A 26279-nucleotide genomic window follows, 5' to 3' on the forward strand; every position below is an offset into this window, starting at 1 on the left:
CCACCCGCCGGAGGGCCGGGGCGGCGGCCGTCGCCCCGGCCACAGCCCTTAGGCGGGGTGGGGCGCCGCCGCGAAGGCGGCCACGCCGTGCTCGTCCAGGACCACCAGGGCCGCACACGCGCAGCGGCAGTACTCGACGAGGCCGCCGGACGTGACATGACTGGACATCACCCGCCAGCCGGGCTGCCGCAGCCCGGCCCGGCAGCCCCAGGCGGCCAGCGGGCAGGGGTCGGGGACGGGGGTGGGCGCGGGGGACGTCATGGGCCGGCTCACTGCTGGTCGCACGTCGTCGTCCTTCCGTGACTGGTCCGATGCACTGGTCCGGTGCTCGGGAGACCCGCGACACGGCGGGTCAGCGGCTCCCGGCCTCCTGCGCGGTTTCCCGCCCGGCCTCCCGTGCGGCTTCCTCGCCGCCGCCCCCCGACAGCGGCTTCGGCACGGCCGGTTCGGGCAGGGTGCGGAACAGCAGCCAGCTCAGCGCGGGCATCGCGATCAGCGGGATGAGGGCCGTGCGCAGCGAGGTGGCGTCGGCGACGGTGCCGATGACGGGGCTGGTCAGGCCGCCGACGCTGACCATGAGGCCGAGAGTGATCCCGCTGGCCGTTCCGACGCGCGTGGGCAGATAGTCCTGGGCGAGCGTGACCTGCAGCGAGAACGGGACGTACAGCCCGATCGAGGTCAGTGCCACGAACAGGTAGATCGCGGGGCCGGGTACGAACACCACGCCGGCGACCGCCGCGACCGAGACCAGGTACGACGTGCTCACCACCGTGACCCGGTCCCAGCGGTGGGCCAGCCGGCTGCCGAGGACCGTGCCGACGGCACCGCCGAGATAGAGCACGAACAGCGCGGCCGTCCCCATCGCCGTACCGCCGCCCGTCTGCTCCCGGGCGTGGAAGGCGACGAACGTGCTCATCCCGACGAACACGACCGACCGGCACACCACCGCCAGCGACAGCCGGACGAACGACGCCCAGTCGTCCCGGCCCTCCGCGGCCGCCGGACCGCCGCGGGCGGACGACGCCCCGCCGAGCGCCCGCAGCACCGGCAGCGTCAGCACACTGCCGGCGAGCGCCGGCAGGATCAGCAGCGGGGAGAACCGCAGTCCGCCCGTGGCGATCACAGCGGTGACCAGCAGAGGAGCCACCGCGAAACCGATGTTGCCGCCCAGGGAGAACCACCCCATGGAGCGGTGGCTGCCCCTGCTCGCGACCCGGGCGACCCGCGCCGACTCCGGGTGGTACGCGGCGACCCCGATGCCGGACAGGGCCACGAACACCAGCGTGAGCGCGTACGAGCCGCTGATCCCGCTCAGGGCCACGCCCAGCCCGCCGGCCACCGTGCTCACGGGCAGCAGCCAGGGGAGGGGGCGCCGGTCGGTGATCGCGCCGAAGAGGGGCTGCGCCACCGAGGACAGCAGGCTGGCGGCGAGGACGATCCCCGAGGCCGCGGCGTAGGTGTAGGCGCGCTCGGCGACGAAGAACGGGACCAGAGCCGCCACGGCGCCCTGGTAGACGTCCACACAGGCATGTCCGACCGACAGCAGGACGATCGACTTGTTCCTTGGCATGGCGCCATGGTCGTCCGTGGAAGCCCTGTCGCACTTCCGTTAATCTGCCAATCGATGCAGGAAATCCGCCATGAGCCGGTGGCGCCGACCAGCGCCCGCCGGCTGGCCCCGGGCACCGGGATCGACGCCCACCGGCACGACGAGCACCAGCTCGTCTACGCGGGCCGGGGCGTGCTCGCCGTCACCACCGGCGCCGGCACCTGGACGGCCCCGGCCACCCGGGCGATCTGGGTGCCGGCCGGGACCGTGCACTCCCACCAGGCGCACGGCGAGCTCGAACTGCACCTGATCGGCCTCCCCGCGGACACCAACCCCCTCGGCCTCGGCGAGCCCACCGTGCTGAGCGTCAGCCCCCTGCTCAGGGAGCTGATCCTCGCCTGCACCCGCGACCCGGCGGACGGCAGCCCGGAACACCGGCGCCTGCGCGCCGTCCTCTGCGACCAGCTGCGCGTCTCCCCGCAGCAGCCGCTGCACGTGCCGGCACCGACCGCACCGCAGCTCAGGGCGGTGTGCGGGATCCTGCACGCCGACCCGGCCGACAACCGCACCCTCGCGGCCCTCGGCAGACAGGTCGGCGCCGGCGAGCGCACCCTGTCGCGGCTGTTCCGGGCCGACCTCGGCATGACGTTCCCGCAGTGGCGCACCCAGCTCCGGCTCTCCCGCGCCCTGGTGCTGCTGGCCGAGGGCACGCCGGTGACGGCGGTGGCGCACCGCTGCGGCTGGTCCTCGGCCAGCGCGTTCATCGACGTCTTCCGCCGCGCCTTCGGCCACACCCCGGGGAGCGCCGCGGGCACGGCGCGCGACGGCGGCACGGAACGGACCCCGGCCGGGCGTCAGCCCGCGGGGGAGAGCCGCGCGTCGCGCTCCCGGACGGCCGGGTAGAGCTCCTCCGTGATCCGCCGGTAGTCCTCCGGGAAATCGCACTCGGAGAACAGCAGGGAGCCCGGCAGCCGCGCGACGCCGAGCCGGGACAGCCCGAAGAGGTACTGCCAGACCTCCTCGTGCTCGGACAGGCGGCGGCTGTACCCGTAGGCAGGCCGCGCCGGCGGATCGCCGACCATCCACCGGGTCAGCTCCGCGCAGGGGCGCACGTCACCGGCGGCGAGATGGATCATCCCGAGACTCTCCCCCAGCAGTTCGAAACCGGCCGAGACCTCCGGTCCGATCCCCTTGCCGATGAGCTTCGGAACGTCGTCCGAGGCACCGTAGACGCAGACCTCCTCGGTATCGCCGGTCACCCGGTCCACGGTGAAGAGGCGCGAGGCGTCGCAGCGGGCCAGCAACCGGTCGAGCAGCGCGCGCTCGTAGACCACGTCCGCGTCCGTGACGAGGGTGTCCACGCCCCCCGGCCAGTGGCGCAGGACGGCGTCCAGGCCGGCCAGCATGCTGACACTGGACCCGGTGGGCTCCGGATCCGCCGGGAGGACGACGAGCTCCACCCCCTCCCGCAGACAGGGGGCGAACCGTTCCGCCGCCTTCTCGCCGACGACGACGAACACGCGCCACGCCCCCGTCGCGAGGAACAGCCCGATGGCGCGGCTGAGGAACGTCGGCGAGTCCGGCTCCCCCGGGGACAGCGGCAGCAGCGCCTTCGGCGCCGGGGCGGCGTCCCCCATCCGGCGGTTGGCCCCCGCGGCCAGGACCACCACGGCCCGGGTCATGAGACCACCTCGCTCGGCCGCGCGGTGCGGTGCGCCGCCACCGCTTCCCAGAAGTCCTCGAGCCAGGTGAGCACGTCCCGCATGACGTGGTGGTTCTGGTTCGGGCGCAACGCGCCGAGCTGGAAGAACATGACCCCCTCGGACGGCGGGCCGAGCACGGTGAGGCGCTCCTCGGCCCGGCCGTCGGCCCGCACCGGATGGAAGCGCGGCGTGATGTCGAGACCGCCGGGGGCGAAGGACGAGCCGTCCGCCGCCGTGTTGCGCCACAGGCGCACCAGCCCGCCCGCCATCAGGTTCCGGTACAGGGGCAGCACGTCCCGGTCCGGCGAGAAGGGGTGCACCCGGGCGTCGGCGAGGGTGTCGACGTGGACGACCGACGCGGTGTGCGGGCCCACGACACGGAACCGCCCCGACCGCTCGTCCGGCTCGACGCGGGCTCCGGGGCCGGTGGCCACGTCGAGCAGTCCGTGCCGGATCAGCGCGCGCATCTTCTCCATCACCTCCAGCGCGGCCCCGTTGGCGAGCTTGTTGTGGTGGCGCATATAGCGGTCGAGGAAGACCCGGTGCGAATCCGGGGTGAGCCCGGCTCCGTCCACGGCATGGGCGAGAACGCCCCGCAGATCGCGCCAGACCCCGTCGGCGGCGGCCTTGTGCGGGTTGTCGAGGTTGCCCTGCGCCGCCCACGCGTGATCACGCGCCATGAAGTCCAGCAGCGCCTCCCGGTACGCCTCCCGGTCCCGGTGGCCGCCGGACGGCAGCGGGTGGACGGTCCGCTCCCAGTCGAAGACGTTGCCGTGGGGGCTCGTCTCCAGCCGCCAGGGCGAGGTCCGGCCCCGGAGGAGCCCGGCGAGCGCGCCCGGGTCCGCGTAGCCGTCCGCCGCGAGCGCGGCGACGTCCGCGCCGTGAACCACGTGGATCCAGCGCAGCAGCGTCTCCCGTAACGGCCATCCGGGGGCCGGCGCGGCCGCCGGGCCGGCGGCCAGGGCCGCCGCCAGTCCGCCGGCGATCTCCGCCACGGCGGTGCGCAGCGGCGCGAGCAGGGCGCCGGTGCCGCCCCGCACCTCCCCGTCGAGGAAGCGCCGCAGGCGCGGCTCGGCACGGGAGGCGATGAACGCGGCCGCCCCCGGGCCGAACAGCGTGGCGTAGTGGACGTAAGCCATCTCCAGGATCACCACGGGCAGCACGTGGTCCTCGAAGTCGAGCTGCCGCCGCCCGGTGCCGCCGGGCCCCGCGGGGGTGCCGACGGAGGCGCGGAGCCGGTCGACGGCCTCCTCCGTGAGGAAGATTCCGCGGTGTTCCAGGCGCTCCGGGTCCCGCTCCTTGTGGTTGTGCGGCCGGGCGTAGGTGAACAGCCCGGTGTCGCTGAAGGCGACGATGCGCCGGGGTTCCTCCCCGCTGGGCCGGTAGCGCGGCTCCCCGTCGCCGTCCGGGGCGAAGACGCCGCCGCGGCCCTCGGTCAGGTGCAGGATCTCGTCGATCGCGGTCAGCCCGAGCCCCGCGCAGCCCACGACGGTGTCCGGCCCCGAGACGGACCGCGGCAGCATGACGTCGAGCGGGTAGGCGTAGGGCACGTAGACGGCGTCGCCGCGCTCGGCGAAACGGGCCAGCCGGCCGGTGCGCTCGCTGCTGTCCGCCCGGTTGTGCGAGTGGCCGGTCAGCAGCAGGACGTGGTCCGCGGGGCGGCGGCTGCCGTCGGCGGCCAGCACCACCAGGGCGTCGTCCTCCTCCCGCACGTCGACGACCTCGACGGGGTGCAGCTCGACGGTCACGCCCGGATGGGCGCGCAGCTCGGCGACGTACCGCTCGAACATGTCCTTGAGCGCGAGGCCGTGCACATAGCGCTTCGGCCAGTCCTCCGGCCGCAGGTCGAAGTCGGGGTCGCCGGTGGCCTCGTACCGGCGACGGCACCATTCGTGCAGGGTGGGCCGGTCCTCCCGGGGGCGCAGCGGATGCGCGCCCCGCACGGTCTCGTCGGCGGCGAAGCCGACCTGGCCCGTGATGCGGTTGAGGAAACTGGTGACGGGCTGGGACCAGCTGTGGACGCGTCCCGCCCCGAACTCCCCACCGAGGTCGTAGACATGGACCTCCAGGCTTTCCCCGGGGCCGAGCCGGCCGGCGGTCATGGAGAGCCGTTCCATGCAGTAGGTGGCGCTGGGGCCGCCGCCGACGACGGCGAGGCGGAACGCCCCGCCGGCACCGGGGTCCGTGGTGGGTGTACGGGCTTCGGTCGCTTCAGGAGGGAACAATGTCGCCTGCCTCGATGATCTTCGACGTGATGGCGGAGGCCCGTCCGACGCAGATGCGGGCCATCCGCTCCCGGTGCTGGGCGTACTTCCGCTCCCAGGCCTCGGGGTCGCGCAGGTAGATGCTCTTGTTGTAGCGCTCCAGGAAGTCCTCGACGAGCTCCTCCAGCCGGTCCGCGGCGACGGTGGCCAGCCGCAGCGTGGAGCGGGCGGTGTCGATGTGCAGGGCGCCCTCGTAGCTGATCGTCCCGTTGCTCACCGCGCGTTCGAACAGTTCCGAGCCGGGGATGGCCTGCGCGATGAAGACGTTGATGGAGTTGAAGGGCAGCTGCTCGACGTAGCGGAACCCCTCCTCGATCTGCTCCTCGGTCTCCCCGGGCATGCCCACCACGAGGGTGCCGTGCATGAGGACGCCGAGCTCTTGCAGATAGCGCATGAGATCGGGGACCCGCGTGAGGTCGACGGGCTTGCGGTGCTGCTGTTTGAGCGTCTCCGCGCTGCCGCTGTCGAGGGACAGGGTGATCTGGTACAGCCCGGACGCGGCCATGCGGTCCACCAGGGGAGGACTGAGCGTGTTGACCATGATCCCGTTGGGCGTGCACCAGGGGAGCTCCAGCGGGACCATCCGCGTGAACAGCTCCATGGCGCGCTTCTTGTCGAACGTGAGGTTGTCGTCCGCGAACTGGATCTCGTCGGCGCCGTACTCGTCCTTGTAGTACCGCATTTCGGCGATCACGTTGTCGACGGAGCGGGCGATGTACGCCTTGGAGAAGTTGGTGCTGGAGCAGAAGGTGCACCCCACGGGGCAGCCGCGGGAGGTGTAGATCTGCATCACCCGCCGCCCCCGCGGATAGGGCGAGAACGGCACGTTGTGCTCGAAGTACCGCTCCAGCGGCACCTTGTGGTACGCCGGGAAGGGCAGGGCGTCGAGGTCGGTGACGCGGGCGAGCTGCGGGTTGGCGAACACCTCGCCGTCGTGCCAGCCGGCCAGGCCGTCGGCGTTCCGGTCGTAAGCGCCCTCCCGGAGATTGCGCAGGAAGGAGCCGAGCCGTATCTCGCCCTCGCCGCGCAGGACGAAGTCGATGGTCGGCACCCCGTCGACCACGGCGTCCCGGAGGAAGCGCTTGGCGTAGATGCTGGCGTGCAGGCCGCCGGCGATGACCACGGTCTCGGGGCGCACCTCCTTGACGATCCGCGCGTACCGGTACAGGTTCTGCAGATCGGAGGAGTAGATCATGGTGAAGCCGACGACGTCGTAGGCGTGTTCGGCGATGTACGCGCGGAAGCGTTCCTCGGACATGCCGAGCCGCCAGACGCCGTCGGCGACCGGCACCTCCTCGTCGATGCCCTCGACGATGCAGTCGAGGATGTCGACGTCGATGCCCTCCTGCTCCAGGGCGGCCGCGACGTAGCACAGCCCCAGGGGCGGGATGACGCGTTTGACCGCGCCCTCGTACACGCACATGGGCGGCTGGACCAGGAGGGTGCGGGGCATGGCACCGGTGGCGGGGCGGATGCCGACCAGGGAGGGCTCCAGCCGGGGCCGCTTCACCCGGGCCGTCTCGTCCTTCTCCGCCAGGTAGAGCCGCAGGTCGCTGTCGTGCGGCAGGTTCTCGTCGAGCTTGTTCTGTTTGACGCGCAGTTCGCGCTCGGGCCGGTGGTCGTCTCCGGTTGCGCTCATCGGCTGCTTCCTCCCTGCTCGTGCGTGCGGGCCACGGCCGGTGTGCGGGCCAGCGCGTCCAGGAATCCCGTGATGTCCTCCGGGGTGAGTGCGCCCAGCGTCGAGAGCCGGAAGTGCCCTTCGGCGAAGGGGCCCAGGGCCGCGTAGACGATGTAGCCGGCCTGCTTCAGCGGGGCGTGCAGGTCCTCGTACGACACCCCCGGGGGCAGCTTGACGAGGGTGAGGCCGACGGCCCTGTGCTCGGGGGGCAGCGGGAAGGCGAACCCCAGGCGCTCCAGCCCGTCGCACAGGAGGCGGACGAGCGCGCGGTACCGGTCGCGCCGGGCCCGCACCCCTTCGCGCAGCGCCAGCCCGAGGGCCGTGTCGAAGGCGTAGAAGGCGGGAACCGCCGGGGTGAAGGCGGGCGTTCCGGACGTCTCCTGCGCGGCGAAATGGCGCGTCAGATCCAGGGAGTACGAGCGCCGGGGGTGTCCGGCGAGGGCGGCGAGGGCCGTGCGCCGGCCGGTGACGAAGGAGAGCCCGGGCATGCCCTCCAGGCACTTGTTGGCGGAGCCGGCGAGCCAGTCGATCCCGTCCCGGACGAGGTCGAGGTCCTCGGCCCCGACGCTGCTGACGGCGTCGACGACCACTTCGCGGCCGTGCCGGTGGGCGACGCGGGTGACGGCGGCGACGTCGTTGAGCATGCCGGTGCTGGTCTCGTGGTGCACCACGGCGACGTGGCTCAGACCGGGGTCGGCGGCCAGCGCCCGGTCGACGGCGCCGAGGTCGAGGGGGACGGCCCACCCGAAGTCCAGGTGGTGGCCGCGCAGGCCGTGGGCGGCGGCGATGTCGTGCAGGCGACGGCCGTAGTGGCCGTTGTCGAGGGTGAGGACGGCGCCGTCGGCCGGCACCACGGAGGCGAGGGCCGCCTCGACGGCGGCGGTCCCCGACCCCGTGAGGACGAGCGAGGTGTGCTCGGCGCCTCCCCCGCAGATCCGCGTGACGCGGTCCCGCACCCGGTGCATCAGCTCCGCGAACTCCGGTTCGCGGTGGCACAGGTCGGGCCCGCCGAGGGCCGCCCGGACGCGTTCGTCGGTGACGACCGGGCCGGGGTTCATCAGCACCGTGCGCCGGGGGCGGGCGGTGGTCTCTCCGGGGCCGGGCGGCGGCTCGGCGGCGGGTGCCGCCTGCCGCCGGACGGCCGGCTGGGACGCCGTCATGAACGGACCTCCTTCTGGAAGCGTGCGGCCGATTCGGGCGGGGCCAGCGCGGGGCGGCCCAGCGCGGGGTCGGAGCCGGGAGCGATGCGGACCCTGACCATCGCGGGTCCGGCCTCCGCCGCCGCGCGGACGGCCGCGTCGAGCTCGTCCGCCGTGCGGACGTCCCGGGCGTACCGGTAGCCGCAGGCGCGGGCGACGGCGGCCAGGTCCACGCCGGGCGAGGCCGTGGGCTGGGCGCCGGTCGACTCGTAGGCGGCGTTGTCGAGGACGATGTGCAGAAGGTTGACGGGCGCGTGGTGGCCGATGCCGGCGACGGCCTCCAGGCGCATCAGCGCGGCACCGTCACCGTCCAGGACCGCGACCGGGCGGCCGGGAGCGTGCAGCGAGACACCGAGCGCCACGCTGGAGGCGCAGCCCATGGAGCCGACGACGTACAGATTGCCGGGGCGGTCACGGTCGCGTTCGAGTTCCCGCGCGGTCTTGCCGGTGGTGGCGACGACCAGCGTCCGCGGGTCGAGCACCCGCATGATCCGGTCGATGGCCTCGGCCCGCAGCATCAGGCCGGGGCCGGGGCCGGGGCCGGGGCCGGGCGCGGGGGCCGGGGCGCCGTCATAGGGGCCGATGGCGCCCTTCGGCACGATGAAGGCGAACGGCAGCCCGGTGTCCCGCATGTGTGCCGAGGCCACGGCGAGCCGCTCGTCGAGACCGGCCGCGTCCGCGGGGAAGGGTTCGTTGCGGACCTCCATCGCGTCGAGCAGGGCCGGGGTGATGCGGCCCATCAGTTCGTGCTGCGGCTCGTCGGGCCGGCCCGGCTCACCGCGCCAGGTCACGAGCAGAAGGACCGGGATGCGCAGGGTGTGCAGCAGGGAGGTGACGGGGTTGACGGTGTTGCCGAGCCCGGAGTTCTGCAGGATCACCGCGGGGACGCGGCCGGCGAGACGCGCCCCGGCCGCGATGGCCACGGCCTCGCCCTCGTTGCCCGCGATGAGATAGGAGTCGGGCCTCTCGTGCTGGAGGCAGCTGATGACGGGGCCGAGGAACGAGCAGGGGACACCGGTGAACGGGCCGAATCCCGCCCGGACGAAGGCACGGACGACGGCGGCGGGGTCCAGGCCGGCGGGGGCCCGGCCGGCCGCGGGGGGCGCGGGCGCGGGCGGGGCCGGGGCGGGCCGCGGGCTCACGCGTCCGCTCCGGCCGCGGCGGTGACGTCGACGGCGGTCCAGCCGGTACTGGCCAGGTCGGCGATGAGGGCGGACAGGGCCGTAGCCGGCTGTCCGTCGGCGATGCGCTTGCCGGCCACCTCGCGCAGGGCGCCGTAGGCCGGGCCGGACAGGGCGGCGAGCGTCGCGCCCGCCGTGGCGATGTCCGCGGACGCCGCCAGAAGCCGGTTCAGCGCGCCGTCCGCGGGGGCTTCCGTCCCGCCCACCACCACGACCCGGGAGTGGTCGCCGGGATCGGTGGCGGCGACGGCCTCGGCGTCGTGTCCGGCCGTGACGACCGGGATGAGGAGCGTCTGCACCCCTCGCGCGCGCAGGGCGTCCGCCCGGCCGTCCACGGCGGGACCCGCGCCGGGCGGTCCCGGAGGCGCGGGCAGGACGACAGCCGCGTGCGGGGCGGCGGGCGCGGGCACGAAGCGGGCCTCGTTCTCCTTGATCCGGTCCATGCCCTGGAGATCGAAGACCGCGGCGAGCGGGGCGATGCGTGCCTCGACTCCGGTGGTGCGGCCCTCGTCCAGGATCGCGCCGAAGACCTCGCTGACCGCCGTGATGCCCGCGCGCAGCCCGTGGTTCGCGTAGATGACGAGCTTCGCCCCGGCCTCGGCCAGTTCGTCGAAGGTGACGGTGTGGTAGGTCGTGGGGACGACCACGACGGGCAGCTCCCCGTCCCACCGGTCGAGGAACTCCAGGACCGGTTCGGGGGAGGACCCCTTGGCGTGGATCAGGATGGCGTCCGCGCCGGCCGCCGCGTAGGCGTCCGCCCGCGTCAGCGCCTCGTGCATGCCGTAGCCCGCGATCAGCGCCTCGGTCCGGGCGATCACCATGAGGTCCGGATCGCGCTGTGCGGCCTTGGCGGCCGCCACCTTCGCGGCGAACACATCGACGGACTCGAGCTCCTGACGCCCCGGGATGAAGCTGTTGACCTTGGGGAACCGCTTGTCCTCGATGCAGACCGCGGCGACTCCGGCGAGCTCGTACCGCCGGATCATGTGCATGACGTTGAGCGCGTTGCCGTAGCCGGCGTCGCAGTCGGCGACGACCGGGATGTCCACGGCGGCGGCCATCGATCCGGCCACGGCCAGAAGGTCGGTCATGGTCATCAGGTCCGTGTCCGGAAGCCCCTGGGAGGCGGACACCTCCAGCCCGCTGGACCAGACGCCGTCGAATCCCGCGCGCTCGGCCAGCCGGGCCCCGAGCGGATTGTGGGCGCCCACGATGCGCAGCGCCCCGGGCCGGGCGAAAAGCTCCCTGAGTCGCGCGGATTGCTTCCGCGTGCCCTTGCCGGCGAAAGGCGGTGAGGTGGGGGAGTCTTCCTCCAGTATCTCACCCGCTGGGATTTCTAAGTCGTTCCCGGTCATGCTCATGTGAACCCCCGAAGGTTAAATTCAACAAGAACTGGCGCATGCGTGGACAAGGAAATGAGAGCGCTTTCCGCGGAGTGCGTGGACTGTATCACCGAGTCTTTCCGGATGGCCAGGAAAAATTTTCGGAGGGCGGGCGGAGTGGACGGCTGAGGTGCGTCACCGGGGCGGCTCCCCGGGTTCCCGGTCATGCTCCAGCGTGTTCTCGGCCTCGGGGCGCTTATGGAAGCGTCAGAGTATCAGCCCAGGTGGGAGCGGTTCTCAGGGTCGCCGACGTGCCCTGCGTCCGGTGCGTGGACCGCGTGGGTCGCGTGGACCGCTCGTGCCGAGCCGACCGCCCGGAAAGGGCAACGGAAAAGGGTAATCGGAAAACGTTGGCCTTCCGGCGGGGAAGCGTCCCTCCGTCTCAGTCCACATTTTCCGGTACGGGCCCGTCGGCGGTGACCACCGTGCGCGGGACATTTCCCGGCCACTTCTCGACGGGGTCCAGCAGAAAAGCCGGGTCCGCGCCGATCCGGGCGCCGTTCAGGATCACGCATTCCGCTCCTTTCCGGGAATGGCCGAGAGCGGCCGCCAGCTTTCCCGCCATCCCGCCCGTGGTGTCCCACCGCGGTGTCTCCCGCAGGGCTCGCAGCCCGGCGCCGGCCCCGTCCGGGGTGAGGCGCGGGACGACGGTGTCCCCGTCCATCACCCCGTCGACGTCGGTCAGCATCACGATGCGGGTGGCACCGGGCGCGAGGGCGGTCAAGGCGCCGGGCACCCGGTCGCTGCCCACCACGTGGAGACGGCCCGAGCCGTCCGGCAGGCAGTCTCCGCTGAGCACCGGCAGCACCCCAGCGGCGAGCAACCGCGCGACCGACTCCCCGGAGAGCCGGGCCTCGCCCCCCGGCCCCAGCACCGCGGCGGCCGCGAACTGGACGGGGAAGGCCGCGACGCCCGCCTCCCGCAGGGCCACCGTCCACGCCCACCGCAGCTCGGCGTTGGCGCCGGTCAGCGCCAGCGCGGCGAACGGCTCCGACGGGTCCAGGCCGCGGACGGCACCGTGTCCGTACGCTCCGCCGCCGGACACCAGAACCACGCGTCCCGGCGCGGCCCGGTGCAGATCCGCGGCGATCCGCGCGTAGCGGCGCACGGCCGCCGGGTCGAGGTGCCGGTCGAGCCGCTTGTCGGAGAAGAGGCTGCCGCCGATCTTCAGGACGAGCAGGTCAGCCGTGTGCATGCGTCATCTCCCGTCTCCCGGCGGGCCGGCCGGGGTGCAGCCGCTCGTGTTCCCGGACGCGCTCGGCGAAGGCGTCGAGCAGCGGCCGGCTGCCGGGCTCGCCGGCCAGGTCGCGCAGTTCGCCCGGATCGGCCGTCCGGTCGAACAACAGCGGTGGCAGGGTGGGGAAGCGGACATAGGTGTGGGACGCGCCGCGCAGGACGGTCAGCCGGCAGGCGCCGGGTTCCGCGCGGGCGGCCCACGGCCAGGTGTCCCGCAGCGCCGCGCGGAAGTGGAACTCGCACACGGCCTGCTCCCGGAACCAGTCGTGGTACGGGCCGTGCAGGAACGGCAGCAGCGACCGGCCGCACGCCCCCGGCAGACCGGGCACCCCCGCCCAGTCCAGCACGGTCGGCAGCAGGTCCACGGACTCGGTGAACCGGTCCGTGCGCCGCGGCCCGGACGGCGCGCCGGGGCGGTCCGGGGCGGCGATGATCAGCGGCACCCGGTAGGCGCCGGCGGCGAACCCGCCGGTGCCCAGCGTCCATTGGTCGCCCAGGGTGTCGCCGTGGTCGGCGGTGAAGACGACGAGGGTCTCCTCGGCCTGGCCGGTCCGGCGCAGCGCGGCGAGGATCCGCCCGACGTGGTGGTCCACCTCGGTGAGCAGCCCCAGGTACACGGCGCGGCCGCGCGCCACGGCGGCGTCGGTGAGCCGGTCCGCGGCCGTGTCGGGGCCCGGCCGGCCGATCCACCGCCGCAGGAAGGGGTGGACGGCGCCCTGCGCCTCCCGCGTGGGCAGCCGCCGCGGTGCCGCCATCGCGGCCGGCTCGTACAGCGTGTCGTACGGGGGCGGCGCCACCCAGGGCGGGTGCGGGCGCAGGAAGGTGCTGAGGATGAGCCAGGGTTCGTCGCGGTGTTCGGTCAGGCAGTCGATGGTGCGGTCCGCCACGTACGCGGTGTCGCTGTGCTCCGCGTCGTAGCGGGCCCGGTGCGCGGTTCCCTCGGCGGGCCGGAAGACGTCGGCCGGGCGCGGCGGGACGGGGTACCCGGCGGCGCGCAGTGTCTCCAGCCAGCCGCGCAGCCCGGGGTCGTTCAGATTGAAGCGGGTGTGCCAGGAGAAGCCGGCCGGGACCCCTTCGACTCCCTTCGCCTCTTCCGCCCCGTCCCGGCCGTCCTCGTGGACGCTGTCCGTGTAGCCCACGACGTGGCACGGGATGCGGGCGGTCCGCAGGGCGGTGGCGAGCGTGGGCAGGGCGGGATCCAGCGGCGCGGTGTTGGAGACGACCCCGTGTGCGGCCTGGTGGAGGCCGGTGAGCAGGGAGGCCCGGGCGGGACCGCAGGGGGCGGAGGCGGAGTAGTGCTGTTCGAACAGCGCTCCCCGCGCGGCCAGTTCGTCGAGGTGCGGGGTGGGCGCCGCCGGGTTCCCGTACGCGCCGAGGGCGTCGGCGCGCAGTTGGTCCGCGACGATCAGCAGGATCTTGCGGCCGGGGCCGGGGCCGGGGCCGGGGTCGCGGTGGGAGCGGGCGGGCACCGGCGGTGTGCCGGTCCGGGGTAAGGGGGGCACCGGGGAGTCCTCCGCTCTCAGGGCCACAGCAGTTCCCGTTTCCAGACGGTGTCCCCGGCGGTGCCACGGGGGTTCTCCCTGAGATACCGCACACGGTGGTGGACGCGGTCCGTGCTCGCCTGCCAGAACTCCACTTCGGCGGGGGTGATCGCGTAGAGGGTCCAGCTCGGCGGGCACGGCACCCGGTCCGCGTGGAGCGCGTCGAGCCGCTCGAACTCCTCGTGCGCGGTGCGGCGGTCCGGCAGCGGGCCGGGCCGGTGCAGATGGGCGGCGAGCCGGGAACCACGGCCGCGCTCGGCGAAGTCGCGCTCGGAGGCGTCCCGGTCCAGGCCGGAAGCCGTCCCCGTGAGCCGCACCTGCCGGCCGGTGGCGGGCCAGTAGAAGTGGGCTGCGACGTGCGGATTCGACGCGATATCGACTCCCTTGCGGCTGTCGGCCGGAGTGGCGAAAAACAGCCGGTCGCTGTCGATGTCCTTCACCAGCAGGACCCGGCTCGACGGAAGTCCCCCGGCGCCGACCGTGCACAGGCTCATCGCGTGGGGTTCCGGTTGCCCGGCCGCGTGCGCCGCGAGGATCCACTCGGCCACCATCGGCACGGGATTTTCCGGAAGCTCGGATTCCTTGACATCAATCGGTCCGGCGTTCGCGAAGACGGAAATCCTTCGGAGTCTGTCCCGCATCGTTTCGGTCATGCTTCGGTTCCTGCCCTTGGTGCGGACCGTGCCGGAGGTGCTCCGGACGGGACTTGCTTTTCGGGGGAATAGCTGATTCCGGGGCGTGCCGCTTCCGCCGGGTATTCCGAATTGCGGACCGTTCCGGGAATTCGGTGCATACGGAATGCCGGCGGCGGGGCCTCCGCCCTCACGCCGCGCGGCCGGGGGCCTGCACGGCGGCCAGCGCCCGGCAGATCTCGGCGGCCGCGGTGCGCCCCTCGGCGGCCATGGTGCCCGCCTGGTGCAGATGGAACCGGCGCACGGCCTCCCGCAGCTCCGCCAGGCTCATGCGCCCCGCGTCGAGCGCGGCCGTCGCCGCGCCGAGGAATCCGTCCAGGTCGACCAGCAGCATGAGGCTGTAGAAGTCGTCGCCCAGCCGCTCCCGGCTCGCGGACCCCGCGGTCGACCGGGGGATGCGGTAGCCCGCGGTCACATCCGGCAGGAAGCCGAGGCCGGTGCCGCCGGCGAGCAGGCGGAACCAGGCGTGGGCGTCCTCGGAGACCGCGGTGTGCGGGAAGGGGTGACGCGACGCCAGGCCGGTGCGCACGGCGACCGTGCTGGTGAGGGTGACGTAGCCGGTGACGGTGCCGATGGGCAGCCAGCCGTCGGGGCCCTGCACCGGGTCGGTGTCCAGGGCGTCCAGGATCTCCCGCACCGAGGGGGTGATCTCGTCCCGCGGCACCGGCTTGTCGTGCTCGTCGATCACCTCGAACGCGGAGTAGAGGAAGTCGGTCCCGGGCTCCTCGGCGAACCGGCGACGGGTGCGGTCGAGCCGCTCCGGGTCGGCCAGGTCGTCGGAGTCCTGGAACAGGACGAACGGCGCCTGCCGGGCCGCCGCCCAGCGGACCCCCTCGTTGCGGGCGCTCCCCGGGCCGCCGTTCCGGTCCTGCCGCACGACGTGCAGGCGCTCCGGGTCCAGGGCGGCGATCCCGGCGAGCCGGGCGCCGGCGCCGGTGTCCGGAGAGGCGTCGTCCACGATGACCGCTCGCCAGCCGGTGTCCGACTGTGCCAGCAGACTGCGCACCGTCCGCTCCAGGTAATCCCAGGCCCGGGGCCCGTCCCCGTAATGCGGGACGACGAACACGGGCGATCCGGCTAACGGATCCACAGGGGTCTCCTCATGTTCTGAACAAACCGGCTCCACCGCGGTGCGGGGTGGCCGGGCGGACGGGAGCGCGGCGTATTCCGGCGCGGAACCGGTGCCGGACGCTCCATATCACGGTGACACCCCTGAACAACGAAGTGCGATTTCCCGGGGAAGTGCGGATGCCCGGCCCGGTGGCCCGGGTGATAGCGCTTGCAACAATCTCCGAGCGCGCACGAGATTGTCAAGGACTGCCGGGAACGGACTGCGGCCGTCTCCATTCCCTCTCGAACTGCCTTGCGCCCTCCGCCGGCGTCCGGCCATAATGCACTGCCGCCGCATCGAGGCGCGCCGCTTTTCTCCGTCCGTGTAAGTTCCGAACTGCCGGCAGTGGCGGCCGAGCCGCATTTCCGCGCCCCACCGAGAGGGTCACTTCCCCGGTGGCGTACGCCCCTCGCTGCCGCGCTCCACTCGACCGGGCACCGGCCCGTCCGATCACGAGAGGTGGGCCAACGTGACGCCAGGGGACCTCCGGCGCGACCGGATACGTGTCCCGGCCGCCCTGAGTACCGGGCTGCTGCTGAACGCCGCCTTCGCCGGCCTGATGAGCGTGACGCTGCCCCTCTGGCTGGCCGACCGCGGCCACGGCAAGGGCGGCATCGCCGCCTTCTTCCTGCTCACGGCGGTCACCGCGGCGGCGCTCAACCTGCTGGTCGGACGGCGCGTGCGGAACTGGGCCCGCGTGGTGCGCACCGCCGCCGCCGTCTCCGTGGCCGGCCTGGCGGCCCTGTCCTATCTCCCCTGGTCCTGGACGGTCTTCCCGGCCGGTGCCGCCACGATGGCGATGAGCCTCGTCTATCCCCAGTACATGGCGGCGGCACAGCAGTTGGCCGGCCCCGCCTCGGAACTGCGCGTGGTGGCGCAACTGCGCACCCTCTACGTGACCGGCTACGTCGCCGGCCTGGGCCTGTTCAGCGTGGTCAGCGCGCTCGACGGATACGCGGCGGTGCTGCGGCCCGTCAACTGGGGGCTGCTGATCGGAGCCGTCATCGCCCTGCTGCGCAGGCCGACCGTACCGCCCCCCGTTCCGGCGGACGGCGCGACCGGGGAAGAGACCGGGGCACGGTCCGGGGAACAGCCGGGCGAGCGGGCCGGTGAACCGGCGCCGGCCGGGAAGCGCTCGGTACCGGCCGGAACCGGCCTGTGGGTGCTCGGCTGCGCCGTCACCGCGATCGTGCTGCTGCGCGCCGCCGACAGCCTGCGCGGCGTCTACCTCCCGCTGTACGTGCTGCACAGCGGGTGGTCCGAGCAATGGGTCTCCATCCTGTTCGCCGTGACCGTGATCGTCGAGATCGCCGTGCTGCGCCCGCTGGGCCGCGTCGGCGGCCGCTACCGCGACGGTGCGGTGCTGGCGCTGATCGCGGTGATCGGCGGTGTCTCCTTCCTGCTGGTCGTCATCGGCGGCGGCCGCCCCGTGCTGCTGATCTCGCAGATCGTGTACGCGGTGTTCACGGCGGGCTTCCAGGCCGTCGGGATGACCCTGCTGGGCCGGCTGCTGAAGACCGGCGCCGTCGGCGGCGCCAGCCTCTACACGGCGGCGGTGCAGATCGGTTCGGCGGCCGGCGTCCTGGCACCGCTGGCCGTCAGCGGCTACTCGTCGGCGACCTTCGCCATCGCGGCGGCCTTCTGCGCCGTCTCCTGCCTGCTGCTCGTCCTCGTACCCCCCGACCGGGCCGGCCGCCGCACCGGGCGGTGGCGCGACCGGACCCCGGCCGGCGCCGCGACCGCGTCACGGTGACCGCACCCCGCCGCCTCACGACCCGGTGCCGTCCGGACCGGGCCACCCTTCGGAAGAAACGGGCACGCCTCCAGATGAACCCGCTTGACCACGACGCCGGCCGGGACAGCTCGGTGCGCGCCCTGCGCGCCGCGATGACCTGGGCGGCGGGCGCCCCCGGAGCCCCTCCGGCCCTCACCCCCGAACACCTTCCCCGGGTGCTGGAGCTCCTGGACGCCCACCGCCTGGACGCGCGGTTCCTGCGCCGCGTCGACGCCGAGGGCCCGCGGACGTTCGGGGACGATCTGGTCCGCAGGGTCCGGGAACGACAGGAGCACACCGCCGCGGGCGTCGCCCGGCGCATCGCCCTCGCCCGCCGGGTGGCCGACCGGTTACGGCGCGACGGAGCCGCCCAAGTCCTCGTGCCGGTCAAGGGCTTCACCCTGTACGGCCGGACCGGGGACCCCGCCCATCTGCGGCGCAGCGGCGACCTGGACATCGTGTCCGACGAGCCGCAGCAGCTGGTGGACGTCCTGACCCGCGACGGATTCGTCCCGGAGGGCGAGCTCGACATCCTGGACGAGTACTGCCGGCTGCGCAGCCCCGACGGCCAACTCGTCGAGGTGCACTCCCATGTGCGGGTGCCCCGGCTGCCCGACGGCGTCGGCCCGTCCGACTGCGATCCCCGGCGGCACCCCGGCGACTGGCTCCAGCCGTGGCACCTGGAGACGTACCACCTGGGGCAGAAGCGGCTGGCCGAGCTGATGGACACCGGCGACAACGCGGCCGGCCTTCCGCTGCTGCGGCCGGAGCCCGCGCTGCTGGCGCAGGTGTGCCACGCCTTCGGCGACTACGTGACGGCGGCGTTCCCGCTGCCGGCGGCCACCGTACGCCTCGACGAGATCGCGGCCGGGGCCGACTACGCCGCGCTGCCGGACTTCCGCCCCGGCCTCCTGGCCGAACTGACGGCCGAGACCGGCGCCCACGACGCGGTGGCCTTCTTCCGGTCGATGGCGGTGGCCCTGCTGGGCACCGACCCGCTGGCCGGCGCGGGGCTGCCCGGTAGCTGCGAACCCCGCGCGTTCTTCCCCGTGGACGCCTGGTGGGACGGCGTCGACGGCTATGTCGTCGACCGGGGCTGGGATCCCGGGCAGCTCCTCGTCCGCGACCGCACGGCGATCCCGGCGTTGCTGGACCGCTTCGACGCCCCGGCCCCGGAACTCCTCGCACCGGGCGACACCCACCGGGTGACGGCGCCCGGCGGCGGGGCCGCGGGGCGCAGTGTCCACCGTGCGGTTCCCGGCCACGCGTTCGACGTGGAGGCCCGCCTCACGCGCACGTCCGACGGCGGCCTCACCGTGGTCGTCTCCCTCCCCGCGGCCGGTCCGGGGGAGTTCTCGGCGCTCTCGCTGAACTTCGGCGACTACCGCTACGAGTGCTTCCACGAACCGGACGGCGACCGGTTCCGCCATGACGACTACTCCCTGACCGATCCCGGCGGCAACGGCTTCACCACCCGCTTCACCCGCGGCGACGGCCGGGACGTCTTCGAGGCGCACCTTCCCCGCACCGCGCTGGGCGCTCCCGAGGACGGCGTGGTGCCGCTCCTCCTGGGGGCGCGGCACCAGCGCGCCGGCTGGGGCCGCATGCTCGGCGGAGCCGTCCTTCCGCTGCGCCTGCGGCTGCCGGAGCGACCGCACGGCACCCGTGCCTGAGGCGGCCCGGTGGTCCGTCCCGGTCCGCCGGCGCCGCCCCGGAAGCGCGCGGGCGGGGGAGACGGGCCGCCTCCCGGCACCGGCCGGGGCCGTTCAGCGACCAGTGATGGAGGGGGAGTTGTTGTGATCATTTCCGTGGCCGGCACCGACGGCGCCGGCAAGTCGACCGTCACCCGGCGGGTCCACGCCCTGCTCGACACCCCGGAACGTCCCGTGCGGAGGGTCGACCGCTGGGACATCGTGGACAACCCCGCGTATCCGGCCGCCCGGTTCATGCGCCCGGATGTCCCCGACACCCGGCTGTGCGTGGCGGAGATGCCCACCACGTCACGGTTCCTCTTCCTGATGTGGTCGATCGGCCTGGCCCTGACCGGGAACGAGGCGATGCCCGGCGGACAGCCCGTGCTGCTGGACGGCTACTGGATGAAGCACGCCGCGAGCGAGACGGTGTACGGCCTCGACCGCGCCTGGACGGAGAGCGTGACGGCCGGACTGCCCCGCTCCGACCTGGTGTTCTACCTGCGGCTCGACCCGGCCGTGGCCTGGGAGCGCAAGCGCGGGCGGGACGTCGTCCCCTACGAGTGCGGGATGGACCCCGACTGCTCGGAGCGGAGCTTCCTCTCCCATCAGCAGGAGATCCTCAAAGTGCTCGACTCCTGGGCCGAACGGGACGGTTGGACGGAGATCGACGCCGCGGCCCCCCTGGACGAGGTGGTGGCCGCCGTCGCCGGCGGAATCGGAGCCGCCCTCGCGGCTCCGCGCCCCGGTGGGCCGCCGGCCGTGCCGGGAACGACCCGTCCGGACCCGAGCTCGAGAAAGCAGGACGTGCCCTCATGAACGGCTTCCCTCTGGCGGAAACGGGCCTCCCGCCCCGCGCGGCGGACATCTGGCGCGAGCACGCGGACGGCTCTCTCGGCCGGTACGGACGCGCCCTGCTGTTCGACCTCGACGGCACGCTGGTCGACTCGGCGGCGGCCGTGGAGCGCCATACCCGGGCCTGGGCGGCGCGCTGCCGGCTCGACGCCGACCAGGTGCTGGACCGGTCCCACGGCCTCCGGGACAGCGATCTCGTCGCCCTGCTGGCCCCCACCCGCGACCATGCGGAGGAAGTGGCCTGGCTGCACGACATCTCCTGCCGTGACACGCGGGGCGTCGGGCCGGTCCCCGGCGCCGCGGCCCTGCTCGCCCCGCTGGTCCCCCGGGACTGGGCGGTGGTCACGTCCGGCGCGCGCGAGGTGGCCCTGGGCCGGCTGGCGGCGGCGGGACTGCCGGCGCCCCGGGTCCTGGTGGCCGCCGAGGACGTGGCCGCCGGGAAGCCGGCCCCCGAGGGCTATCTGCTGGCCGCACACCGGCTCGGAGTCCCGCCTTCCGAGTGTCTCGCCTTCGAGGACGCGGAGGTCGGGGTCGCCGCCGCCCGGGCGGCGGGGGCGGCCGTGGTGCGGGTCGGCGGCACGGGCGACCCCGGCGTCACCGACCTCCGCGCGGTCTCGGTCACCCCGGAGGCCGGCCGTACGGGACGACGGCTCGCCGTGCGGGTCGCCGGCGGGCGGCGGGGGGCCGCCCCCGGCCGGGCACCGCATCCGCCGGAGGGGGGCGGCACGGGCTGCTGAGACAGGCCCGACGGCAGCGCACCGCACTGCTCTGCACCACTCCGCACCGGATCGCCCGCAGCGCACCGCGTCGCGTTCGGCGTCCAGGTCCACCGGAAACGCGGAAGCCCCCGGCCAGGGCAGGGGGCGAAGGTCCGCGCACAGCGCGGTGTTTGCGCCCCCGGCAGGACTCGAACCTGCGGCCAAGTGCTTAGAAGGCACCTGCTCTATCCACTGAGCTACGGGGGCCGGATGGCGGCCTCGGTGGCCTGGAGCCCCGGTACCAGCGGGCCCGACCGCGCTGCGGGCGGTGGTGCCGGTGCCCGGAGATCGGCGGACCTTGGCCTTGCCTTGCCGGGACAAGGATAGGGCTCCGCGCACCTCGTCCCGCTTGCTTCACCTCCGTGACACCTTGTGGAGTTTCGGTGAAGCGAACCGATAATCGCAGGCAGGTACGAATCTCGCATCGCTTTTCACGCCTCAACCGTCGGGTGTTGTGCACTCGTTATGCCTGACCCCCGGGGGTCACAGCCGTATCACGATCTCCCGGCGCGCAGGACAGTCATACGCTTCAAAAACCTACTAAAACCGGGCATTCTTCGCATGTGGCGACTTTGGATGTACGGCCCCGACTGCTCGACGCACTGTCCGCACTGCGCGACCGTGTCGCCGCCCTTCGCTTCCCGCTGGCCCTCCCGGGGGCCGTGCGCGCCCGGCAGGACCGGGCGGAACTCCTCGCGCAGCTGGACGACTACCTCTTCCCCCGGCTCAGAGCCCCCGAGGCGCCCCTCCTCGCCGTCGTCGGCGGCTCGACGGGGGCCGGCAAGTCCACCCTCGTCAACTCCCTGGTGGGGCGGCCCGTCAGCCCGGCCGGAGTGCTGCGTCCGACCACCCGCACCCCCGTGCTCGTCTGTCATCCCGAGGACCACCACTGGTTCGCGGGCCGGCGGGTGCTCCCCGACCTGGTGCGGGCCCGCGCGGCCGGCCGGGAGGCCGCGGGGCGGAGCGAGCTTCTGCCGTACGCGCACGACCTGTTCGCGGAGGAACTGGAGGAGTTCGACGACGGGGCGGACGGCGCGGACGGCGCGGAGACCGCTCTCCGCATCGAGACCGCGAGCAGCGTTCCGCCCGGGCTGGCCCTGCTCGACGCCCCCGACATCGACTCCCTCGTCGTCCGCAACCGCGCCCTCGCCGCCCAGCTGATCTGCGCGGCCGACGTCTGGGTGCTCGTCACCACGGCCACCCGCTACGCCGACGCGGTGCCCTGGCATCTCCTGCGCTCGGCCAAGGAGTACGACGCGACCCTCGTCACCGTGCTTGACCGGGTACCGCACCAGGTCGCCGCGGAGGTCTCCCGGCAGTACGGCTCCCTGCTCGACAGGGCGGGTCTCGGCGACGTCCCCCGCTTCACCGTCCCCGAACTCCCGGAGTCGGCCGGAGAGGGCGGCGGCCTGCTGCCCGCCACCGCCGTGGCCGGACTCCGCGACTGGCTCGTGCAGCGCGCGCGGGATCCCGCCGCCCGGACGGCCGCCGCCACCCGGACCGTGAACGGCGTACTCGCCTCCCTGGACATGCGGGTGCCCGCCCTGGCCGCGGCCGCCGCCGCACAGCACTCCGCGGCCGTCCGGCTGTCCCAGTGCGTCGAACACGCCTATGACGAGGCCGCGGCGCGGGCACGGGGAGAACGCGCCGCCGGAGCACTCCTCGCCGGCGACGCCCTCGCCCGCTGGCGCGGCTACCCCTGGCACAGCGGCCCCGGTGAACTCCTGGAGGCGTGCGCCGACAGTCTCGCCGCACACCTGTGCTGCGCCGTCGTCCACGCCGACGAACGCATGCGCGAGAACTGGCGGCGCGACCGGGCGGCCGGAGCCGGTCCGCTCCCCGAGATGACCGCTCGCGCGGCCGGCTCCGCCGACCGGATCGGCGTGACCGTACGGCGCTGGGCCCGCTGTGTCGAGGAACTGGCCGAGGAGGAGGCCGCCCTGGCGGAGCGTCCGGGCACCGCCGACCCCGACCATGTGGCCGCGCTGCTGGCCGTCGCGCTCCTCGGCGGCAGCCGGGTCCGCACGGCGGGTGACCACCTCGTCCGGATGCTGGGCGAGGACGCGGCCGTACGCCTGCGCGAGCGGGGAGAGCGGCTTCTCGCCGAGTGCGCCGAACGCACCCTCCACGGCGAACGCGACCGGCGGCTCGCCCCGCTCGGTGAACTCCGCCTGGCACCCGACCAACAGGCCCGGCTGATCGCCGCGTTGTCCGTACTGCAGAAGGAGAGGTGACCGGCATGGCCTTCACCGCCGACCGCCCCGAAGACGCCGAACACCCGCTGTCGGGTACGGACACCGCCGGGCCCCGGCCCGCGGAACACGCGCCTCCGCTGCTGCCGACCGCGCGGGCGGAGGCAGCCCACCGGCCCGGCCCGGCGGCCGGCGCGGAGCCCGGTGCGGAGCCCGTTCCGGCCGTTCCGCCACGGTCCGGACGGGACCCGGACCCGCGTACGGAGCCGTGCGCGTCCGCGCCGGGGGCGAGCCGCGAGCCGGGCTGCCGCACCGAGCCGGACGCCGGCGCGCGCACGGGCGCCGGCGCTCACGCGGAGCAGGGCCCTGCCGGGGGTGGTACCGACAGAGCGAACGTCGGCCCGGACACCGGCGCGGATGCCGGCCCGGACATCGCCCTGGATGCCGGCTCGGACATCCGCCCCGACACCGGCTCGGATGCCGCCGGGGTGCTCGCCGCCCGGACGGAGACGGCCCGTGAGGACGGAGTGCGCCCGGCGGAAGCCCCCGTCGCGCCGGAGGACGGCGAGGCCGGGGCCGCACTCACGGCACCGGCCCGGACACCGCCCGCTCCGAGGCACGGGGGGCACCCGCGGGAAGCGGGGCCCGGCCCCGTCCCGGACCGGGCCCCGGAGCCGGGCCCGGCCGAAGACCTGGCCTGGAACGACGGGTTGATCGCCCGTCGCGCCCCCTGGACGGGCGTCGCCCGGTCCACCCGCCCGTACGACATCGAGCGGGCCCGCCCGGGCCTGCGCGCGGAGGACACCACCACCGCCGACGGCGGGGACGGTAACGGCGGAGACGGCGCGCACGCGGCCGAAGCCGGGGACGAGGCCGGGACCGGCACCCCGACCGGGAAGGGCGGTGGGAGCGGCAGCGCCTCCGCGGCCCCCGGCCTCCCGGCCGTCCCGGCGCCACCACGTCCGCCCGCCGGGTTCAGCCGCGCCCTGCGCACGCGGCTGGAGGCGCTGCGCGAGCTCGTCGGTCTCTCCGCCACCAGACTCGACGCCCGCACGCTCGCCGAGGCCGGTCAGGTGCTCGACGAGGCGGTGGCCCGTCACCGGCTGTCCCTCGACCACACCGTCGTCGCGCTCGCCGGGGCCGGCGGCAGCGGCAAGTCGACGTTGTTCAACGCCCTGGTCGGCGCCCCGGTCTCCGAGGTCGGCATCCGCCGTCCGACGACCGCCGCGCCGCTGGCCTGCACCTGGTCGGACGGGGCCGACGGCCTGCTGGACCGGCTCGGCGTGCCGGCCGCCCTGCGCCGCCGCGCACCGGGCGCCCCCTTCCGGCAGGGGGACGCCGGCGGCCACGGGCCGGACCTCGACGGGCTGGTCCTGCTCGATCTGCCGGACCACGACTCCGCCGTCCCCGGCCACCGCCGCCAGGTGGACCGGCTGCTCGGCCTCGTCGACGCGGTGGTGTGGGTCGTGGACCCGGAGAAGTACGCGGACGCGGTCCTGCACGAGCGCTATCTGCGTCCGCTCGCGGGCTACGACGAGGTGACCTTCGTGGTCCTCAACCAGGTCGACCGGCTGCCCGGCGACGCGGCCCACCGGGTCCTCCACGATCTGCGGCGGCTGCTGGACGAGGACGGCCTGGCCGTCGGCGAACACGGCGAGCCGGGGGCGGCGGTGCTGGCGCTGTCGGCGCTGACCGGAGAGGGCGTCGGCGAACTGCGGGAACGGCTCGCCCGTTTCGCGGCCTCCCGCACGGCGGCCGAGCGCAGACTGGCCGCGGACGTGGACGGTGCCGCCGGCCGGCTCGCCCCGGTCTGCCTGGCCGGCGGCTGGACCGGTCTCTCCGCGCGAAGCCGCGAGGAGTTCGAGGACCGGCTGGCCGCGGCGGTCGGTGCCGTGGCCGCCGGACAGGCCGCCGAACGGGCCTGGCTGAGCCGGGCGGAAGAAGCGTGCGGCACGCCGTGGACCAAGCTCCGGCACCGCCTCGCGGCGAGGCGGTCACCCGCGCCCGCGGCGGCGGAGCCGGTGACCGGTCCGGCATCCGGCTCCGTGCCCGGCGAGGACACCGCGCGGCCCCGGCCGGACGGTCCCGCGGCCACCCCGGTGGCCGCTCCGGAACGCGGCACCCCACGGGACACGGGCACGGATCCGGGCGTGAGCACGGGCACGGGCGGTACGGGCACGGGCGGCGCGGGCACGGACGCGGCCGACGGGAGGCCGGAGCCGCGGGCCGCCCGCGCCGTGGTGGAGCAAGCCGTGCGGACCGTGGCCGGTGACGCGACCGCCGGCCTGCCGGAGCCCTGGGCCCGCGCCGTGCTGGACTCCGCCGTGAGCGGAACCGAGGAGCTGGTGGAGGCGCTCGACCGGGCCACTGTCCGCCCGGTGCCCGGCGGGAGGCCGGTCCGGCCCCGCTGGTGGGCGGTGGTCTCGGTCGTCCAGTGGCTGCTGCCGGCTCTGCACGGGGCCGTCGCCGTATGGCTGGTGACGCTGCTGACGGCCGGTCCGGCCGGTGACTGGCGGTGGCCCGCGCTGCTGCTGGCCACGGCCTCGGTGTGCGGCCCGCTGCTCGCCCGCGTCTGCCGGCTGGCGGCCCGGGGCCCGGCCCGTCGCCACGGCCAGGAGACGGAACGGTGGCTGCGGGACGTGTCCGCCGCCTGCGGCCGGTCCCGGGTCCTGGAACCGGTGGCCGCCGAACTGCTGCGCTACCGCGAGGCGCGGGCCCAGCACGCCGTCACCTCGGGCGCCCCCGGCCGTTTGTAGCGTGCGGTCACCTTTCCACCCCCTTTCGGGTGGGCCGGTTGTCCACAACCGGTGAGTACTCCACAGGCACGAGCGGGGCCCGGCGGACCGCGCCACGATGGCAGCCGTACGGAGGGCACGGGCAGCGCACCGGATGGGACCAGGGGGGCGGAAGCGATGAACGAGACCTTGCTGACGGTGACGGGCAACGCCGCGACGCGGGTGGACTGCTGGGAGACGGCGGACGGGCTGATGCTCGCCCGGTTCCGGCTGGCCGCGACGGCGCGGCGCTGGGACCGGCAGCGCGAGGCGTGGACGGACGGGCACACCAGCTTCTACACCGTGTGGGCGCGCCGGACGCTGGCGGCGAACGTCGCCGCCTCGGTGACCGTCGGCGAACCGCTCATCGTGCGCGGCCGGTTGCGGGTGCGCGAGACGGAACACGAGGGGAAACCCAGGCTGTCGGCGGACATCGACGCGACCGCGGTGGGGCACGACCTCTCACGGGGCACCTCGGCGTTCCACCGGGTGGCGCGCTCGGTACCGGAGTTGACGGCCCGCCGGGCCGCCGACGGCCGGCCGCCGGCGGAGTCCTCACCGTCCCGCGCGGGGGGCGGACCGTCAACTACTCGGCCCTGAAGGACTCCGTTGGGGAATACGCAAACCGGCTGATCAGGTCATGCCACAAGGGCAAGGCGTGCGAGGTGGGAGATGCGGGTGGTGCCGAGTGGGGTGCCG

General features: G+C 74.4%; 20 protein-coding genes and 1 tRNA gene. 8 read left to right on the forward strand and 13 right to left on the reverse strand.

Going from position 1 to position 26279, the window contains the following annotated elements; genetic code table 11:
• Nucleotides 1–48: 48 nt before the first annotated feature.
• Both IF83_RS33590 and IF83_RS0103405 read right to left on the reverse strand, forming a co-directional pair.
• Nucleotides 49–285, reverse strand: coding sequence for a hypothetical protein (locus tag IF83_RS33590; RefSeq protein WP_158710989.1), 237 nt, complete (start codon nt 283–285; stop codon nt 49–51).
• Nucleotides 286–352: 67 nt separating this feature from the next.
• Nucleotides 353–1570 carry an MFS transporter gene (locus tag IF83_RS0103405; protein WP_030542507.1) on the reverse strand — a complete coding sequence of 406 codons (1218 nt, stop codon included), beginning with the start codon at nt 1568–1570 and terminating at the stop codon, nt 353–355.
• Between the two features lie 54 nt (nt 1571–1624).
• Between IF83_RS0103405 and IF83_RS0103410 the strand changes: the two genes are divergently transcribed.
• Nucleotides 1625–2452: an AraC family transcriptional regulator gene (locus IF83_RS0103410; protein WP_078843118.1), complete on the forward strand. Its 828-nt coding sequence runs from the start codon at nt 1625–1627 to the stop codon at nt 2450–2452.
• On the opposite strand, the gene IF83_RS0103415 is transcribed toward IF83_RS0103410, so the two are convergent.
• The 10 genes from IF83_RS0103415 to IF83_RS0103460 all read right to left on the reverse strand — a co-directional run bounded on the left by IF83_RS0103415 (nt 2404) and on the right by IF83_RS0103460 (nt 15515).
• Complete coding sequence (locus IF83_RS0103415; RefSeq protein WP_030542509.1) at nt 2404–3231, reverse strand: Sden_1164 family protein; 828 nt, start codon at nt 3229–3231, stop codon at nt 2404–2406. The two genes, IF83_RS0103410 and IF83_RS0103415, sit on opposite strands and share 49 nt — an antisense overlap.
• Entirely contained in the window at nt 3228–5477 is a 2250-nt protein-coding gene (locus IF83_RS0103420; RefSeq protein ID WP_244176805.1) for an FAD/NAD(P)-binding protein, read from the reverse strand. Before IF83_RS0103420 ends, IF83_RS0103415 begins: the two co-directional genes overlap by 4 nt.
• Nucleotides 5464–7155 (reverse strand): Sden_1168 family B12-binding radical SAM P-methyltransferase, encoded by a 1692-nt coding sequence (locus IF83_RS0103425; protein WP_030542511.1) that lies wholly within the window; start codon nt 7153–7155, stop codon nt 5464–5466. Before IF83_RS0103425 ends, IF83_RS0103420 begins: the two co-directional genes overlap by 14 nt.
• On the reverse strand, nt 7152–8354 hold the full coding sequence (locus IF83_RS0103430) for a pyridoxal-phosphate-dependent aminotransferase family protein (protein WP_078843119.1): 1203 nt from the start codon (nt 8352–8354) through the stop codon (nt 7152–7154). The genes IF83_RS0103425 and IF83_RS0103430 overlap by 4 nt, the downstream gene beginning before the upstream one ends.
• Nucleotides 8351–9535, reverse strand: coding sequence for a phosphonopyruvate decarboxylase (gene aepY, locus IF83_RS0103435; protein ID WP_244176807.1), 1185 nt, complete (start codon nt 9533–9535; stop codon nt 8351–8353). Before aepY ends, IF83_RS0103430 begins: the two co-directional genes overlap by 4 nt.
• Nucleotides 9532–10935 carry an isocitrate lyase/phosphoenolpyruvate mutase family protein gene (locus tag IF83_RS31600; protein WP_244176809.1) on the reverse strand — a complete coding sequence of 468 codons (1404 nt, stop codon included), beginning with the start codon at nt 10933–10935 and terminating at the stop codon, nt 9532–9534. The genes aepY and IF83_RS31600 overlap by 4 nt, the downstream gene beginning before the upstream one ends.
• Nucleotides 10936–11338: 403 nt before the next feature.
• Nucleotides 11339–12151 carry an amino acid kinase family protein gene (locus tag IF83_RS0103445; protein WP_030542515.1) on the reverse strand — a complete coding sequence of 271 codons (813 nt, stop codon included), beginning with the start codon at nt 12149–12151 and terminating at the stop codon, nt 11339–11341.
• Nucleotides 12138–13694 (reverse strand): sulfatase-like hydrolase/transferase, encoded by a 1557-nt coding sequence (locus tag IF83_RS0103450; RefSeq protein WP_158710990.1) that lies wholly within the window; start codon nt 13692–13694, stop codon nt 12138–12140. The genes IF83_RS0103445 and IF83_RS0103450 overlap by 14 nt, the downstream gene beginning before the upstream one ends.
• A 17-nt stretch (nt 13695–13711) precedes the next feature.
• A complete protein-coding gene (locus tag IF83_RS0103455; protein ID WP_030542517.1) occupies nt 13712–14386 on the reverse strand; it encodes a pyridoxine/pyridoxamine 5'-phosphate oxidase in 675 nt (224 codons plus the stop codon).
• Between the two features lie 169 nt (nt 14387–14555).
• On the reverse strand, nt 14556–15515 hold the full coding sequence (locus tag IF83_RS0103460) for a glycosyltransferase family 2 protein (protein WP_158710991.1): 960 nt from the start codon (nt 15513–15515) through the stop codon (nt 14556–14558).
• A gap of 490 nt (nt 15516–16005) precedes the next feature.
• Between IF83_RS0103460 and IF83_RS32900 the strand changes: the two genes are divergently transcribed.
• From IF83_RS32900 to IF83_RS29805, 4 genes are all read left to right on the forward strand, one after another.
• Entirely contained in the window at nt 16006–17289 is a 1284-nt protein-coding gene (locus tag IF83_RS32900; protein WP_030542519.1) for an MFS transporter, read from the forward strand.
• Between the two features lie 74 nt (nt 17290–17363).
• Nucleotides 17364–18983 (forward strand): nucleotidyltransferase family protein, encoded by a 1620-nt coding sequence (locus tag IF83_RS32905; protein WP_158710992.1) that lies wholly within the window; start codon nt 17364–17366, stop codon nt 18981–18983.
• Between the two features lie 123 nt (nt 18984–19106).
• Nucleotides 19107–19820 (forward strand): dTMP kinase, encoded by a 714-nt coding sequence (locus IF83_RS0103475; protein WP_208605840.1) that lies wholly within the window; start codon nt 19107–19109, stop codon nt 19818–19820.
• Nucleotides 19817–20593: an HAD-IA family hydrolase gene (locus IF83_RS29805; RefSeq protein WP_078843125.1), complete on the forward strand. Its 777-nt coding sequence runs from the start codon at nt 19817–19819 to the stop codon at nt 20591–20593. The genes IF83_RS0103475 and IF83_RS29805 overlap by 4 nt, the downstream gene beginning before the upstream one ends.
• A gap of 155 nt (nt 20594–20748) precedes the next feature.
• On the opposite strand, the gene IF83_RS0103485 is transcribed toward IF83_RS29805, so the two are convergent.
• Nucleotides 20749–20821: transfer RNA gene (locus tag IF83_RS0103485), tRNA-Arg, on the reverse strand.
• Between the two features lie 356 nt (nt 20822–21177).
• Here IF83_RS0103485 and IF83_RS0103490 point away from each other — a divergent pair.
• The 3 genes from IF83_RS0103490 (at nt 21178) to IF83_RS0103500 (ending at nt 26180) form a co-directional block, all read left to right on the forward strand.
• Nucleotides 21178–22848: a dynamin family protein gene (locus IF83_RS0103490; RefSeq protein ID WP_030542523.1), complete on the forward strand. Its 1671-nt coding sequence runs from the start codon at nt 21178–21180 to the stop codon at nt 22846–22848.
• A 5-nt stretch (nt 22849–22853) separates the two neighbouring features.
• Nucleotides 22854–25562, forward strand: a complete 2709-nt coding sequence (locus IF83_RS0103495; RefSeq protein WP_078843136.1) for a GTPase — start codon at nt 22854–22856, stop codon at nt 25560–25562.
• Between the two features lie 156 nt (nt 25563–25718).
• Complete coding sequence (locus tag IF83_RS0103500) at nt 25719–26180, forward strand: single-stranded DNA-binding protein (protein ID WP_030542525.1); 462 nt, start codon at nt 25719–25721, stop codon at nt 26178–26180.
• Nucleotides 26181–26279 lie beyond the last annotated feature (99 nt).

The sequence above is a fragment of the Streptomyces albus subsp. albus genome, from assembly GCF_000719865.1.
In the GTDB taxonomy this organism is placed as follows: domain Bacteria; phylum Actinomycetota; class Actinomycetes; order Streptomycetales; family Streptomycetaceae; genus Streptomyces; species Streptomyces albus_E.